This window comes from Oceanicola sp. 22II-s10i, assembly GCF_002210105.1.
Lineage (GTDB): Bacteria > Pseudomonadota > Alphaproteobacteria > Rhodobacterales > Rhodobacteraceae > Pseudooceanicola.
This window is the reverse complement of the sequence record NZ_AQQU01000003.1, coordinates 257991-272077: the sequence shown is the minus strand read 5'-3', so window position 1 is coordinate 272077 and position 14087 is coordinate 257991. Positions and strand designations below refer to the sequence as shown.

General features: G+C 67.6%; 14 protein-coding genes. 7 read left to right on the top strand and 7 right to left on the bottom strand.

Going from position 1 to position 14087, the window contains the following annotated elements:
- Positions 1–57: 57 nt before the first annotated feature.
- Both ATO6_RS11450 and ATO6_RS11445 read right to left on the bottom strand, forming a co-directional pair.
- On the bottom strand, positions 58–1890 hold the full coding sequence (locus tag ATO6_RS11450; protein ID WP_088624132.1) for an ABC-F family ATP-binding cassette domain-containing protein: 1833 nt from the start codon (positions 1888–1890) through the stop codon (positions 58–60).
- A gap of 101 nt (positions 1891–1991) precedes the next feature.
- The gene (locus ATO6_RS11445; RefSeq protein WP_088624131.1) at positions 1992–3104 is read right to left on the bottom strand and encodes a Ppx/GppA phosphatase family protein; all 1113 of its coding nucleotides are present in this window, start codon (positions 3102–3104) and stop codon (positions 1992–1994) included.
- A 209-nt stretch (positions 3105–3313) separates the two neighbouring features.
- Between ATO6_RS11445 and ATO6_RS11440 the strand changes: the two genes are divergently transcribed.
- The 3 genes from ATO6_RS11440 to ATO6_RS11430 all read left to right on the top strand — a co-directional run bounded on the left by ATO6_RS11440 (position 3314) and on the right by ATO6_RS11430 (position 5647).
- Positions 3314–3610, top strand: a complete 297-nt coding sequence (locus ATO6_RS11440; protein WP_088624130.1) for a virulence factor — start codon at positions 3314–3316, stop codon at positions 3608–3610.
- Positions 3611–3636: 26 nt separating this feature from the next.
- Positions 3637–4569 carry a 5,10-methylenetetrahydrofolate reductase gene (locus ATO6_RS11435; protein WP_088624129.1) on the top strand — a complete coding sequence of 311 codons (933 nt, stop codon included), beginning with the start codon at positions 3637–3639 and terminating at the stop codon, positions 4567–4569.
- A gap of 100 nt (positions 4570–4669) precedes the next feature.
- Positions 4670–5647 (top strand): methyltetrahydrofolate cobalamin methyltransferase, encoded by a 978-nt coding sequence (locus tag ATO6_RS11430; RefSeq protein WP_088624128.1) that lies wholly within the window; start codon positions 4670–4672, stop codon positions 5645–5647.
- Positions 5648–6022: 375 nt separating this feature from the next.
- Here ATO6_RS11430 and argC read toward each other — a convergent pair whose 3' ends face one another.
- Positions 6023–6943 carry an N-acetyl-gamma-glutamyl-phosphate reductase gene (gene argC / locus ATO6_RS11425; RefSeq protein ID WP_088624127.1) on the bottom strand — a complete coding sequence of 307 codons (921 nt, stop codon included), beginning with the start codon at positions 6941–6943 and terminating at the stop codon, positions 6023–6025.
- A 157-nt stretch (positions 6944–7100) separates the two neighbouring features.
- Between argC and ATO6_RS11420 the strand changes: the two genes are divergently transcribed.
- Both ATO6_RS11420 and ATO6_RS11415 read left to right on the top strand, forming a co-directional pair.
- Positions 7101–7727, top strand: a complete 627-nt coding sequence (locus ATO6_RS11420; protein WP_088624126.1) for a YitT family protein — start codon at positions 7101–7103, stop codon at positions 7725–7727.
- Positions 7728–7735: 8 nt separating this feature from the next.
- Positions 7736–8338: a YitT family protein gene (locus ATO6_RS11415; RefSeq protein WP_088624125.1), complete on the top strand. Its 603-nt coding sequence runs from the start codon at positions 7736–7738 to the stop codon at positions 8336–8338.
- Here the strand turns inward: ATO6_RS11415 and ATO6_RS11410 are convergent, their stop codons facing one another.
- Positions 8339–8731, bottom strand: a complete 393-nt coding sequence (locus ATO6_RS11410) for a hypothetical protein (RefSeq protein ID WP_088624124.1) — start codon at positions 8729–8731, stop codon at positions 8339–8341. It lies immediately after the preceding gene.
- Between the two features lie 80 nt (positions 8732–8811).
- Positions 8812–9702 carry a YicC/YloC family endoribonuclease gene (locus ATO6_RS11405; protein WP_088624123.1) on the bottom strand — a complete coding sequence of 297 codons (891 nt, stop codon included), beginning with the start codon at positions 9700–9702 and terminating at the stop codon, positions 8812–8814.
- Positions 9703–9929: 227 nt separating this feature from the next.
- Here ATO6_RS11405 and ATO6_RS11400 point away from each other — a divergent pair, with 227 nt between their 5' ends.
- Positions 9930–10622 (top strand): PAS domain-containing protein, encoded by a 693-nt coding sequence (locus ATO6_RS11400; RefSeq protein WP_254919126.1) that lies wholly within the window; start codon positions 9930–9932, stop codon positions 10620–10622.
- Between the two features lie 92 nt (positions 10623–10714).
- On the opposite strand, the gene ATO6_RS11395 is transcribed toward ATO6_RS11400, so the two are convergent.
- Together ATO6_RS11395 and ATO6_RS11390 are read right to left on the bottom strand one after the other, a co-directional pair.
- On the bottom strand, positions 10715–11290 hold the full coding sequence (locus ATO6_RS11395) for a hypothetical protein (RefSeq protein WP_088624122.1): 576 nt from the start codon (positions 11288–11290) through the stop codon (positions 10715–10717).
- Between the two features lie 214 nt (positions 11291–11504).
- The gene (locus ATO6_RS11390) at positions 11505–12881 is read right to left on the bottom strand and encodes a class II 3-deoxy-7-phosphoheptulonate synthase (protein WP_088624121.1); all 1377 of its coding nucleotides are present in this window, start codon (positions 12879–12881) and stop codon (positions 11505–11507) included.
- Positions 12882–13081: 200 nt separating this feature from the next.
- Here ATO6_RS11390 and ATO6_RS11385 point away from each other — a divergent pair, with 200 nt between their 5' ends.
- Entirely contained in the window at positions 13082–14086 is a 1005-nt protein-coding gene (locus tag ATO6_RS11385) for a GlxA family transcriptional regulator (protein WP_088624120.1), read from the top strand.
- Position 14087 lies beyond the last annotated feature (1 nt).

The following is a 14087-nucleotide window of genomic DNA, read 5'->3' as shown; positions in this document are numbered from 1 at the left end:
TCATGCACCGGGCGCGGAGGAGATTCCATAGATGATTTTACCGATCGGCAAGTTGGTTTACCCACCGGAGGCCTCCGCCTTTTCTTCCAGCGTCAGCCACTCTTCCTCGGCGGCGGCCAGCGCGTTCTGCCGTTCGGTCAGCGCCTCGGTCGCCTTGCGGAACTTCACCGGCTCGCGGGTGAACAGGTCGGCATCCGACAGCAGGCCCTCGAGCTTTGCGATCTCGGCCCCCAGCCGGTCCATCACGCCGGGCAGTTCCTTGAGCCGATGGCTCTCGGTGAAGCTGAGCCCGGCCTTCCGGGCCTGCCCCTGCGGCTTCGCGTCCTGCTTGACTTTCGGCGCGGAAGCATCTGACTTCACGGCCTTATCCGTCGTCGCAGCCTCGCCCCGCTGCGCCCGGTAGTCGGACCAGCCCCCGGCATAGACCACAGCCCGCCCGTCGCCCTCCATCGCCACCGTGGTCGTCGCCACACGGTCGATGAAATCCCGGTCGTGGCTGACCAGCAGCACCGTGCCGTCGTAATCGTCCAGCAGTTCCTGCAGCAGGTCCAGCGTCTCGACGTCCAGATCGTTGGTCGGTTCGTCCAGCACCAGAAGGTTGCTTTCCTTCGCCATCAGCCGCGCCAGCAGCAGGCGCGCCTTTTCGCCACCCGACAGGGATCGCACAGGCGCCCTTGCCTGCGCCTCGTCGAACAGGAAGTCCTTGAGGTAGCCGACCACGTGTTTCGGCTGGCCGCGCACCATGACCTGATCCGCCTCGCCCGACACCCGCATGCCGGGGTCCAGCGTCAGGCTGTCCCAGAGCGTGCGGTCCGGGTCCAGCGCCGACCGCGACTGGTCGAATATGGCGGGCATCAGGTTCGTGCCCAGCTTCACCTCGCCCCGGTCCGGCGCGATCTCGCCCGTCAGCATGCCGATCAGCGTGGTCTTGCCGACCCCGTTCGGCCCGACAAAGGCCACCCGGTCGCCGCGCATCACGGTCAGCGAGAAATCCTTCAGCAGCGTGCGCGCGCCGAAGCCCTTGGCGATGCCCGCGGCCTCAATCACCTTGCGCCCCGACTTCGGCCCCGAATCGAGCGCCATGGCCGCCGTCCCCTGCCGCCGGATCTGGCTTGCCCGGTCCTCGCGCAGCGCGGCCAGCGCACGCACCCGGCCCTGGTTCCGCTTGCGCCGTGCGCTGATCCCCTCGACGGCCCAACGGGCCTCGGACTTGATCTTGCGGTCCAGCTTGTGGCGGGCGACGTCCTCGTCCTCCCAGACCTTGTCGCGCCAGGCCTCGAAATCCTCGAAGCCCTTCTCCTGCCGCCGCACCGCACCCCGGTCGATCCACAGCGTCGCGCGGGTCAGCGCGCGCAGGAAGGCCCGGTCGTGCGAGATCAGGACAAAGGCGCGCCGCGTCTCGCGCAGCTGATCTTCCAGCCAGCCGATCGCCTCGATATCCAGGTGGTTGGTCGGTTCGTCCAGCAGCATCAGCTCCGGCCCCTCGGCCCAGAGCCGCGCCAGCGCCGCGCGCCGCCGCTCGCCGCCCGAAGCGGTCGCGACCGGGCGCGCCGGATCGAACTTCAGCCCCTCGGAGGCCATCTCGACCTTGTAGGCCTCGGACGGATCCAGCCCCGCGCCCGCGAAATCGCCCAGCGTCTCGAAGCCCGACATGTCCGGCTCCTGCTGCATGTAGCCGACGGAGGTGCCGGGCGAGAGCACCCGGTCGCCCTTGTCGGCCTCGACGAGCCCCGCCATCACCTTCATCAGCGTGGATTTCCCGGACCCGTTCCGCCCCACGAGCGCCACCCGGTCCCCCGGCTGTATATTGAGCGAAAGCCCGTCGAAAACGGGATCCCCGCCGAAGGTGAGCGAGATGTCGGAAAGCTGGAGAAGGGGTGCGCGTGCCATGCCGCGCAGCTAATCGCGCCCCGCGGCGGCGTCAACGCCCCGCGGATGCGCCCTGCCCCTCCGGCGGGCAAAACCCGGCGGAAAAGGCGCACCGCCTCAGATCAGAACGGGCCGTCCTCCAGCACGCCGTCCGCGCTCATCTGCGCATAAAGCAGACCCTCGCGCAGCCCACGGTCCGCCACCGACAGCCGGTCCGTCGGCCAGCAGCGCAGCAGCGCCTGTAGGATGGCCGAACCCGACATGATCAGCGCCTGCCGGTCCTGCCCGATGCGCGGATCCTTGCGCCGCCCCTCGGGCCCGAGGTCCAGATAGCCCCGGATCACCTCGTCGATCTGGTCCGACGTCATCCGCAGCCCGTCGACCTTGGTCCGGTCATACCGCTTCAGCCCCAGATGGCTCGCCGCGACGGTCGTCACGGTCCCGCTGGTGCCGATGATCTGGAACCCCTCGCGCACCTGCTCGTCCTTGTAAGGCGCGAATTCGGCCAGGTTCTCCTCGAAGAACCACGACATCAGCGCGAAGCGCCCCGAATCGTCCTCCACGTCGCGGAACTGGTCGCGCAGGGTCGCCACGCCAAGCGGCACGGAAATCCAGTCCACCACCTTGGCGGCGGGAAACGGGCTTTCCTGCGGGTGGAACCCGGCATGCAGCCGCATGATCGCACGCGGCCGCTCCAGCGCGGGGACAGACGACAGGTCGATCCACACCAGCTCGGTCGAGCCCCCGCCGATGTCCACCACCAGAAGCTGCTCGGTCCGCGTCGACACCAGTGGCGCGCAGGAGACAACGGCCAGACGCGCCTCCTCCTCGGGCTGGATGATGTCGAGCAAAAGCCCCGTCTCGCGCTTGACCTCCTCGAGGAAACCCGGCGCATTGACCGCGCGGCGGCAGGCCTCGGTCGCGACCAGCCGCATCCGCTTGACGCCGTGCCGGTCCAGCTTCTGCCGGCAGACGCGGATCGCCTGCACGGCGCGGGTCATCGAGGCCCGGCCAAGGCGACCGGACCGCTCCAGCCCGGCGCCGAGCTGCACGGATTTCGAGAAGCTGTCCACCACATGGAACTGGCTGCCCTTGGGTTGGGCAATCAGCATGCGACAGGCATTCGTTCCCAGATCCAGCGCTGCGTACAGCTCCGACGGATCGGGTTGGTTCAGTGCGGGGTTCTCAACCGGTTTCGGGAATGCGCCCGCACCTTCGGGACGCTTGGGCGCCATCTTGTACGCCCTCCATTTCGTGTTGAAACAAACGTAGCCGCAGACGGCTGTTGGCGCAAGCATGCGCATCGAACGATATGGTGAGGTGCATCCGGACGCCATGTCGGATAGCGACGTCGCAAGACGTGCCAAGCATGTCGAAAACGACCCAAAGCAACCGCCCCGCGTGCCGTAGAGAAGGCGCAGGGAAACCTGAAGGAATCAAGCGTATGGCCGATATCACGATCGTCTACTGGCGGGACATCCCGGCGCAGGTGATTGTCGGAAAAGGCCGCCGCGGCGCCAAGGTGCAGCTGTCCGAACGTTTCGAACAGGCCATCGACCGCGCTGCCATGAAATCGGGCGCCGCCGGCACCGACGACTACCTCGCCGAATGGCGCAAGGCCCCCTCGGGCCAGGCCGACGGCGACCCGGACGAAGTCGCGCAGGCCACGGCCGCGCAGCTCGAAAGCGACTATGACCAGGACCGGCTCAAGGTGCTGATCGGAAACGACGGATGGGCCTGACCGCCCGAACTGTAAAGGAGGCCATGATGGCTCTGTTGAACTTCCGCCGCCGGGAAACGGCGCGTGTCGCCTCCGGTTCGCTGGACGGCTTCCTCTCGGGCTACTCGATCGAGGTGATGCCCCGCACCGCCGAGAAGGTCGAGGATTTCCGCGCCCTCCTGCCGAAGGGCACCCGCGTCTACATCGCCCATATCGACGGGACCGAGATCGACGACATGGTCGCCACCGCCCGCCGCATCGCCGGCCAGGGCTTCGACGTGATGCCGCACTTCCCCGCCCGCTCGATCGCCGACGCGGCCACGCTGGCCGACTGGATCGCCCGCTACCAGGGCGAGGCCGGGATCCGTCAGGGCCTGCTGCTCGGCGGCGGGATCGCCACCCCGCGCGGTGATTTCGACAATTCCATGCAGCTGATCGAGACCGGGCTCTTCGACAAGGCGGGCTTCACCCACCTCCACGTCGCCGGCCACCCCGAGGGCAACCGCGACATCGACACCGACGGCGGCGAGCGCGCCGTGATGGCCGCCGCGAAATGGAAGCAGGACTGGTCCGAACGCACCGCCGCCTCCGTCGCAATGGCCACCCAGTTCGCCTTCGAGGCGCAGCCGATCATCGACTGGACCGAGCGCCTGCAGGCGAACGGCATCCACCTGCCCGTCCATGTCGGCGTGGCCGGTCCCGCCAAGCTGCAGACCCTGATCAAGTTCGCCGTCGCCTGCGGTGTCGGTCCCTCGCTCAAGGTCCTGCAGAAGCGCGCGATGGACGTGACCAAGCTGGTCCTGCCCTATGAACCGCACGACGTGCTGGCCGATCTCGCCGCCCACAAGGCCGCGAAGCCGGACAGCCTGATCGAGCAGGTCCATGTCTTCCCCCTCGGCGGGATCAAGACGGCGGCCCAGTGGATCACCGACAACGCGGGCGCCGCGGGCACACCGGCAGCCGTCGCCGCCGCGGGCTGATCCCCGCGACCCGGTTGGCACCGGCGCCGCACCCGGCTATCACCGACATCAGCACGGCGCCCCGGCGGCGCCCCGATACCCTGCATCCGAAGGACCGCACATGACCCGCACCGTGATCGAGAGCCAGACCAAGACCGTCGTCATCGGCTTTGACGAACCCTTCTGCGTCATCGGCGAACGCATCAACCCGACGGGCCGCAAGAAGCTCGCCGCCGAGCTCGAGATGGGCAACTTCTCGACCGTCGAGAAGGACGCGCTGGAGCAGGTCGCCTGCGGCGCGATGGTGCTCGACGTGAACTCGGGCGCGGTCTTCACCAACAAGATGGCCGAGGATCCGCGCTACGCCGACAACAACTTCGTCGAGCCGACCCTGATGGGCCAGCTGGTGGAATGCGTGCAGGGCATCGTCGACGTGCCGCTCTGCATCGACAGCTCGGTCCCCGGCGCACTGGAAACCGGCCTCGCCAAGGCCAACGGCCGCCCGCTGCTGAACTCCGTGACGGGCGAAGAGGAACGCCTCGAGCTCGTCCTGCCGCTGGTCAAGAAATACAACGTCCCGGTCGTCGCGATCTCCAACGACGACACCGGCATCTCCGAGGATCCGGACGTCCGCTTCGCCGTCGCCAAGAAGATCGTCGAACGCGCCGCCGATTTCGGCATTCCCGCCCATGACATCGTGGTCGACCCGCTGGTGATGCCCGTCGGCGCCATGGCCTCCGCCGGCCAGCAGGTCTTCACCCTCGTCCGCCGCCTGCGTGACGAACTGGGCGTGAACACCACCTGCGGCGCGTCGAACATCTCCTTCGGCCTGCCGCACCGTCACGGGATCAACGCCGCCTTCCTGCCGATGGCCATCGGCGCCGGCATGACCAGCGCGATCATGAACCCGGTCCGCCAGGTCGAGATGGAGGCGATCAAGGCCGCCAACTTCCTGATGAACCACGACCCGAACGGCGGCCAGTGGATCGGCTTCAGCCGCGTCATCGACGCCGTCAACGAAGGCGCCACCTTCCCCGACGCCGCCAAGGCCGCCATGGAAGCCGGTCGCGGCGGTGGCCGCCGCCGCCGCCGGGGTTAATCCCGCCCCGCAAGCCCATGAAAACGCAGGGGATCAAGACCAGCTCCCCTGCTTCACCTTTCCAGAAATATGCCGGGGGTCGCTCTTGGTGCGCCATAGGTTCGGCAACCAATGGCGACGGGGCAGCGCCCCCAAATCCGGCCCGCAACAAGCGTGGACGTCACCGTCTCCGGCACTACGCCCACCTTCGCCCCGATCCCCGGCTTCATCTGGCCCGATAAACTCCGGGGGGCCAGAGGGCAGCGCCCCCAAATCCCGGCCCGCCACAGGCGTGGACTCCCCCTGATCACAACCCCCCTAACAAAACACTAACGCCGGACGCGAACACCCGGCGTTAACCAGTTGACAGCAGTCAACATTTCCCGATCAGGCCGCTCAGACCAGCCCCGCGCTTTCCTCCGCGCCGAGCATCAGGTTCATGTTCTGCACCGCCGCGCCCGAGGCCCCCTTTCCGAGGTTGTCGAGCACCGCGATCAGCGTCACCGCCCCGGTTGCCGGGTTGCCATGCACCGACAGCTCCAGCCGGTTGGTCCCGTTCAGCCGCTGCGGCAGGACGCGCGGTTCGTGGACCGACGCGTCGACCACCGAGACGAACTGCTGCCCCTCGTAGGCCGCGCTCAGCGCATCCTTCGCGGCCGTCATCCCGTCCGGCCCCATCTCGCCCAGATGCACGGCCACCGCCATGCCCTGCGCATAGGCCCCGACCGAGGGGACGAACACCGGCGCGACGGTCAGCTTGCCGTATTTCGTCATCTCCGGCAGGTGCTTGTGCGCCTGAGACACACCATAGAGGAAAGACCCCTCTGCCTCGCCCGTCTCGAATTCCGCGATCATCGCCTTGCCGCCGCCGGTATAGCCCGAGACACCCGACACCGCGTGGGCGGCGTCCGGGGCCATCAGCCCGGCCTCGACCATCGGGCGGATCAGGGCGATCGCGCAGGTCGACCAGCAGCCGGGGTTCGACACCCGCCGCGCGGACGACAGCGCCTGCCGCTGGCCTTCGGCCATTTCCGGAAAGCCGAAAACCCAGTCCGGATCGACCCGGTGCGCCGTCGAGGCGTCGATCAGCCGGCCCTCGTCGGGGCCGAGCGCCGCGACGAGGTCCTTCGCCGCCGCGTCGGGCAGGCAGAGGATCGAGACGTCGGCCTCGCGCGCGGCGTCGGCGCGGGCGTTCACGTCCTTGCGGCGGTCTTCGGAGAGGCTCAGAAGCTCGATATCCGCGCGGGCGTCCAGCCGTTCGCGGATCTGCAGACCCGTGGTGCCAACCTCGCCGTCGATGAAGATCTTGTAGGCCATCCGACCCTCCTGTTTTGCGCGCCCGTTCAACACCCAAGCGCCCGCTGCGTCAACAACTCTCGCGCCCTGCCCAAGCCTTGGGCAGTCCAACGCCCGGCCCTGCGGGTGACGCCGCGCCCCGGCTTGCGGCGGGGGCCCCGGCGCCTATGGTCGGGTCATGCCCGCTCCGGTTCCATATAACACCGACGACACGGTCGACCACACGGTCCTAGACGATGTGCAGGGGCTGGCGATCGGCCTGCTGACGGCGGCGGTCGGGCTGACCTTCCTGACCCAGCTGGGTTTTCTGACCGGCCAGACCGCCGGGCTGGCGCTGATCGTCTCCTACCTGACCGGCTGGTCCTTCGGCGTGGTCTTCACGCTGGTGAACCTGCCGTTCTACGCGCTGGCGTGGAAACGGCTCGGGGCCGAGTTCACGCTCAAGTCGCTGGCCTGCGTGGTGATCCTGTCGGTGCTGGTGGACTGGCTTCCGGGGCTGATGCGGTTCGACCACCTCGATCCGGTCCTCGGCACGGCGATCTTCGGCGTGCTGACCGGCTTCGGCCTGCTCGGCGTCTTCCGGCACAAGGGCTCGCTCGGGGGGCTCGGCGTCGTGGCGCTGATGGTGCAGGACCGGACCGGGTTCCGGGCGGGTTATGTCCAGCTGATGGTCGACGCGGTGCTGTTTTTCGTCGCCTTCTTCCTTTTCGACACCCGCGTCGTGCTCTATTCGCTCTTCGGCGCGGTGATCCTGAACGGGGTCATCGCGTTCAACCACCGCCGCGACCGCTACATCGCCGACTGAGAGCGCTCATGAAAGACAAAGCCGCCCACACACCCCTGGCCGATGCGCAGGGGATCGTCTTCGGCACGACGATGGCCGCCGTGGGGATCCTGATCCTGACGCATCTCGGGCTGGTCACCGGCCAGACCGCCGGGCTGGCGGTCGTGATCTCCTACGCCACCGGGTGGAAGTTCGGGGCGGTGTTCTTCGTGGTGAACCTGCCGTTCTACTGGCTGGGCTACCGCCGGATCGGGCTGGCCTTCACGATCAAGACCTTCCTAGCCGTGGCGCTGATGTCCATCACCTCGACATGGCTGCCGCAGGCGTTCCAGATCGCCTACCTGCACCCGGCGGTCGGGGCGGTGATCTTCGGCATGATCGTGGGCGCGGGGCTGCTGGCGCTGTTCCGGCACGGCGCGTCGCTGGGGGGCGTAGGGATCCTCGCGCTCTACCTGCAGGACAAGACGAGGTTCCGGGCGGGCTGGACGCAGATCGTGTTCGACATCTTCGTCTTCACCTTCGCGATCTTCGTGATCCCCTTCGACAAGGTGATCTGGTCGGCGCTCGGCGCGCTGGTGGTGAACCTCGTGATCGCGATCAACCACCGGCGCGACTGGTACGTGGCGACCTGATCAGTCGCAGGGCGCGTACTGGAAGGTGCCCGCGTCGGCGTCGTCGATAAATTCCTGCCGGACCAGCGGGCCGTCGGGGCCGCGCAGGGTGAACACCTCGCGCCGGGACCATTCCATCCCCTCGCCGGTGAAGTCGTACTCCGCCACCACCCGGTTGTCTCTGCGCTTCACCACGCGGGTCAGCGTGGCGCGGCTTTCGTAGAAGCTGAGCGTCGTCGGCGTCACCTCCATCAGCCCCTTGGTCGCGGCACCGCCCAGGCAGTCGCCCGCCGTGAGGCCCCATGAGCCGGTCATCGCGGCGGGCAGACCCGCCGGGGCCTCCGTGCCGGGGCCCGGCATGGCGCAGGTCGTGGCAAGGGCGGGCATGGCGAGCATGACGAGGGTCTTCAGCATCCGGGCATCTCCTGTTCAGTGGAGGTCAACGCATCCGCCCCGCCGTCGTTCCGCCCTGCCAGGCCCTGCGCGGGATCGCGCTATTCGACGTTCTGCACCTGCTCGCGCAGCTGGTCGATCACCGCCTTCAGCTCCAGCCCCACGCCCGTCAGTTCGGCGTTCTGCGATTTGGAGCAGAGCGTATTGGCCTCGCGGTTGAACTCCTGCGTCAGGAAGTCGAGCTTGCGGCCGACCGGCGCCTTCGATCCCAGCAGGTCGCGCGCCGCCGACACGTGGGCGCGCAGGCGGTCGATCTCCTCGGTCACGTCGTTCTTGACGGCGAGCAGCGCGATTTCCTGCGCCACGCGGGCGGGATCGGCATCGGCGCCGGTGTCCATGATCCGGGCCAGCGCGGCGCGGAAGGCCTCGGCGGCGGCCTCCTTGCGGGCGTCGATCAGTCCGGCAGCATCGGCGGTCAGCGCCTCGATCCGGTCGACCTGCCCCGCCAGCACCGTCTTCATCGCCGCGCCTTCGCGCGCGCGGGTTTCGATGAAGGCGGCCAGCACCGGTTCGAAATCCTTCATGATTGCGGCCAGCAGCGGCCCGGTCTCGTCATCGTCGCGCGGGGTGTCCAGAACACCGCGCTGCATCAGCACGTCGCCCGCCCGCGAGGGCGCAAGCGTCATGCCGCGTTCCAGCGCGCGCGCCTCGACCTCGGCCAGCGCATCGAGCACGGCGTCGAGCTGCGCCATGTCCAGCGCCACACCGCCCGTCCCGCCTTCGCGGCCGAGCCGCAGCGACAGCGACACGTTCCCCCGGCTCAGCGCCTCGCCCAGCCGTTTGCGCAGCGCCTGTTCCAGCCCCGAGACCCAGTCCGGCACCCTCAGCCGCAGGTCCAGCCCGCGCCCGTTCACCGACCGCAGGTCCCACGTCCACTCGAAAGCGCCGAACGTGCCACGTCCGGTCGCGAAACCCGTCATCGACTTGATCATGCCTGTCTCCTTTGGCCCCCTGTTACGTAGGACCGCGCGCCGGGGCAAGCGGTGGCAGCGGGCGGAGGCCTCAGGGGTGGTTAACCATTTGCCTCGAATTTGCACGAAATTCACGAAGGATCTGCGATGTTAATGGTCGAGTAAGACCTCGCAAAATAGGGTTAACCCGACCACCTCGGGCCTGCCTGATTTCGCGCGGTATCGCAGCCGGACCGGAGTGGACGAAAATGGATAACCAGCGCAACGTGATCGACATGTCCCCGTTCCTGAACGACAGCCGTCATCCGTCGATCCGCGAGGTCGAGGCCTACTGGCAGGCCCTGCGCGCCGGACGTCTGGTGCCGCGCCGGTCCGAGGTCGATCCGCGCGGGATCGAGCGGTCGCTGGAATATGCCTTCATCGCGGAACGGATCGCGCCGGGCCTCGCGCGGCTCAGGATCGCCGGGTCGCATCTGAGCGACCTGATGGGGATGGAGGTGCGGGGGATGCCGTTGTCGGCCTTCTTCACGCCGGATGCGCGGACCCTGTGCGGTGACGTTCTGGAACAGGTGTTCGACGGGCCCGCGACGGCGGAACTGATCCTGAGCGCCGAGCGCGGGATCGGCAAACCGGCCATCGACGCGCGGATGATCCTGCTGCCGATGAAGAGCGACCTGGGGGATGTGAGCCGTGCGCTTGGCTGTTTCTCGACCCAGGGCGCGATCGGGCGCAGTCCCCGGCGGTTCAACATCACGGGGCACAGCCTGCGGGACCTGACCGTCGGGGTCGGCGCGGAACGGCGGGCAGACAGCCCCGCCGCCCCCCTGAATCCGCCCGAACTCCAGCACGGCATGGCCGAGTCGCCCGCGCCGTTCACGCAGGACCGGCAACCGCTGCGGTCCGAACGGCCGCACCTTCGCCTGATCCGGTCTGACGACTGAACAAGGAAAAGGGCGGCCCCGCCATAATGTCGGCAGGACCGCCCGGAACCGCGACGAAACGGGGGGCGACCGTCGCGGCGTGGACGAGGGTCTTACGACCGGTCGTCGACCACGATGTTCACGCTGGTGTCGCTGTTCGCCTGAACCGCGATCACGTCTTCAGCTTCGTAGCCCTCTGCTTCCAGAGCGGCCATCAGGTCGGAGTTGGCCTCGATCTGGCCACGCATCTCGTCCAGTTCGGCGGTCCGCTCGGACAGCATGTTGTCCAGCGCCTGGCCGTTCTCGGCGCCTTCACCCTGCAGCGAAGACAGCGTCGTGAACGACACGTCCGATTCCGCGTCGAAGCCCGACAGGTCGGCTGCCGAGGTGTCCGCGGTGCGGAAGCTCGACACGAGGTCGCCGTAGGTCTTGAAGCCTTCGCCCGACATCTCGGTCGAGGCGTCCGCGGTGGTCGAGTTGCTCATCTCGGAGCCCATGCTCCCGGCGTTCGCGTTGGCGTTCGCATTGGCGCCCATGGCGTTGTCGCTGGATGCGCTCATCGAGGCGCCGACGGAACCGGCATTGCCCGCGTTCACATCCGCGCTGGCACCGAGGGAGCCAGCCGTTGCGCCACCTGCGATACCGAGGGCCATCAGGGCGGCGAGTGCGGTCTGTGTCTTGCGTTGCATGTTACTTCTCCTGTTTGTTTTCCGACGCCTGCTCGCGTCGGGTGACAGGAGAACGGTCAGCGGAGCGGTCCGTTCCACGCTGTTTCGGGGTGGCGCCCGAACCCCGCGAAACCCCGCCGATGCGGCGGCGGTTGTTCGCTAATAGACTGATCGTGAATGAAAAACCCCCGCCGGATCGCGCCGGCGGGGGTTGAAATCCGGATCCGTATGCGGATCAGCCGACAGCCACCTGCCGCCCGTCGCCGTCATTGCGGCGCGCGGTCAGTTCCTCGGCCACGAGGAACGCCAGCTCCAGCGACTGCGAGGCGTTGAGGCGCGGATCGCAGGCGGTGTGGTAACGGTCGTGCAGGTCCTCGTCGCTGACCGCCTGCACGCCGCCGGTGCATTCGGTGACGTCGAGACCGGTCATCTCGAAATGCACGCCGCCGGGGATGGTGCCCATGTTGCGGTGGACGGCAAAGAACTCCTGCACCTCGCGCAGCACGTAGTCGAAGGGCCGCGTCTTGTAGCCGGTCGCCGACTTGATCGTGTTGCCATGCATCGGATCGCAGACCCAGAGCACGTTCGCGCCCTCTTCCTCGACCGTGCGGATCAGGCGCGGCAGATGGTCCGCGACCTTGCCCGCGCCGAACCGCGCGATCAGTGTCAGCCGGCCCGGTTCGTTCTGCGGGTTCAGCTTGGCCATCAGGACCTTGAGGTCCTCGGAGGTCAGCGAGGGCCCGCATTTCAGGCCGATCGGGTTCTGGACGCCCTGCAGGAACTCCACATGCGCGCCGTCCGGCTGCCGCGTGCGGTCACCGATCCACAGCAGGTGGCCCGAGCCCGCCAGCCACTTGCCGGTGGTCGAGTCGACCCGGCACAGCGCCTCTTCGTATTCCAGCAGCAGCGCCTCGTGGCTGGTGTAGAAATCCACCTGCCGCAGGGTGTGCTGACGCTCGGCGCTGACACCGGCCGCGCGGATGAAATCGAGCGTGTCGGTGATCCGGTTCGCCATGTCGCGGAACCGTTCGGCCTCTTCGCTTTCGGTGAAGCCGAGGATCCAGCGGTGCACCTCGTTCACGTCGGCATAGCCGCCGGTCGAAAAGGCGCGGATCAGGTTCAGCGTGGCCGCCGACTGGGTATAGGCCTGCAGCATCCGGGCGGGATCGGGGATCCGGGCCTCGGGGGTGAAGGCGAGGTCGTTGATGATGTCACCGCGGTAGGACGGCAGTTCGACGCCATCCACCACCTCGGTCGGGGCGGACCGGGGCTTGGCGAACTGGCCGGCCATGCGGCCCACCTTGATGACCGGCACCTTGGCGCCGAAGGTCAGCACCATCGCCATCTGCAGCATCACCTTGAAGGTGTCGCGGATTGAATCCGCGCTGAACTGGTCAAAGCTCTCGGCGCAGTCCCCGCCCTGCAGCAGGAAGGCTTCGCCCTTCGCGGCCTGGCCCAGAACGGACTTCAGCCTGCGCGCCTCACCGGCAAACACGAGCGGGGGATACTTCGACAGCTTCGCCTCGACATCCGCCAGCGCGGCGGCGTCGGTATAGTCCGGCATCTGGACCCGCGGGCGGCTCCGCCAGCCGGTCTTGGTCCAATCGCTCATCGTCTCTCTCCCGTAAAAAGCGGTGCAGGGCTTATAGAGCCTCGGATGCCCGGTGCAAACCCATAGCGGTCACGTCGCACGGGAACATTTTCGGCACGTCGATCCGCACAAAACGACATTCGCGGTCGGGAACGGCCCGCGGATCCTTGCGGGGGCGGAAATTTCCTGCTTCTGTCCTTGGATCATAAGCAGAGTCGCCAATGAAGACCGACACCCGGACCCGCCCCGAAACCACCCCGGCGCCCAAGACCCGGCGGTTCGTTTTTGTCCTGCTGAACAACTTCTCGCTGCTCAGTTTCGCTTCGGCCGTGGAATGCCTCAGGATCGCCAACCGGATGTCCGGGCAGGCGCTCTACACCTGGACGCTGGCCAGCGAGGACGGCGAGATGGTCAAGTGCTCGGCCGGGGCCTCCTTCGCCGTGGACATGGCGCTCGAGGAACTGAGCCGCGAGGATTCGCTGATGGTCTGCGCCGGGCTGTCCGTGCAGGACGAGGCGTCGCGCAAGCTGATCAACTGGCTCCGGCGCGAGGCGCGGCGCGGGCTGGTGGTCGGCGGGCTGTGCACCGCGTCCTACGTCCTGGCCAAGTCCGGCCTGCTGGACGGCAAGCGCGCGACGATCCACTGGGAGAACCAGGACAGCTTTTCCGAGGAGTTCGAGGACGTCACGCTGACCAAGTCGGTCTTTGTCGTCGACGGCAACCGGATGACCACGGCCGGCGGCACCTCCTCCATCGACCTGATGCTGAAGCTGATCGCGGATCAGCAGGGCGAGGAGCTGGCGAACCTCGTGGCGGACCAGCTGATCTATTCCTCGATCCGCACCGATCAGGACACGCAGCGCCTGTCCGTCCCCACCCGGATCGGGGTGCGTCACCCCAAGCTGAGCCAGGTCATCCAGATCATGGAGGCCAATATCGAGGATCCGATCAGCCCCGCGATCCTTGCCCGCGATGTCGGCATGTCGACCCGGCAGCTGGAACGGCTGTTCCGCCGCTACCTGAACCGCTCACCCAAGCGCTACTACATGGAACTGCGGCTGCAGAAGGCGCGGAACCTGCTGATGCAGACGGACATGAGCGTGATCAACGTCGCGCTCGCCTGCGGTTTCGCCAGCCCCTCGCATTTCTCGAAGTGCTACCGGGCGCAGTATGAAACCACGCCCTATCGCGAACGCGGCAGCCACGGGACGCGGCTGTCGATCTGAG

What these genes read in the sequence shown, in the direction of transcription:
- ATO6_RS11450 (WP_088624132.1), bottom strand. Translation starts at nt 1,890, where the DNA reads ATGGCACGCGCACCCCTTCTCCAGCTTTCCGACATCTCGCTCACCTTC.
- ATO6_RS11445 (WP_088624131.1), bottom strand. Translation starts at nt 3,104, where the DNA reads ATGGCGCCCAAGCGTCCCGAAGGTGCGGGCGCATTCCCGAAACCGGTT.
- ATO6_RS11440 (WP_088624130.1), top strand. Translation starts at nt 3,314, where the DNA reads ATGGCCGATATCACGATCGTCTACTGGCGGGACATCCCGGCGCAGGTG.
- ATO6_RS11435 (WP_088624129.1), top strand. Translation starts at nt 3,637, where the DNA reads ATGGCTCTGTTGAACTTCCGCCGCCGGGAAACGGCGCGTGTCGCCTCC.
- ATO6_RS11430 (WP_088624128.1), top strand. Translation starts at nt 4,670, where the DNA reads ATGACCCGCACCGTGATCGAGAGCCAGACCAAGACCGTCGTCATCGGC.
- argC (WP_088624127.1), bottom strand. Translation starts at nt 6,943, where the DNA reads ATGGCCTACAAGATCTTCATCGACGGCGAGGTTGGCACCACGGGTCTG.
- ATO6_RS11420 (WP_088624126.1), top strand. Translation starts at nt 7,101, where the DNA reads ATGCCCGCTCCGGTTCCATATAACACCGACGACACGGTCGACCACACG.
- ATO6_RS11415 (WP_088624125.1), top strand. Translation starts at nt 7,736, where the DNA reads ATGAAAGACAAAGCCGCCCACACACCCCTGGCCGATGCGCAGGGGATC.
- ATO6_RS11410 (WP_088624124.1), bottom strand. Translation starts at nt 8,731, where the DNA reads ATGCTGAAGACCCTCGTCATGCTCGCCATGCCCGCCCTTGCCACGACC.
- ATO6_RS11405 (WP_088624123.1), bottom strand. Translation starts at nt 9,702, where the DNA reads ATGATCAAGTCGATGACGGGTTTCGCGACCGGACGTGGCACGTTCGGC.
- ATO6_RS11400 (WP_254919126.1), top strand. Translation starts at nt 9,930, where the DNA reads ATGGATAACCAGCGCAACGTGATCGACATGTCCCCGTTCCTGAACGAC.
- ATO6_RS11395 (WP_088624122.1), bottom strand. Translation starts at nt 11,290, where the DNA reads ATGCAACGCAAGACACAGACCGCACTCGCCGCCCTGATGGCCCTCGGT.
- ATO6_RS11390 (WP_088624121.1), bottom strand. Translation starts at nt 12,881, where the DNA reads ATGAGCGATTGGACCAAGACCGGCTGGCGGAGCCGCCCGCGGGTCCAG.
- ATO6_RS11385 (WP_088624120.1), top strand. Translation starts at nt 13,082, where the DNA reads ATGAAGACCGACACCCGGACCCGCCCCGAAACCACCCCGGCGCCCAAG.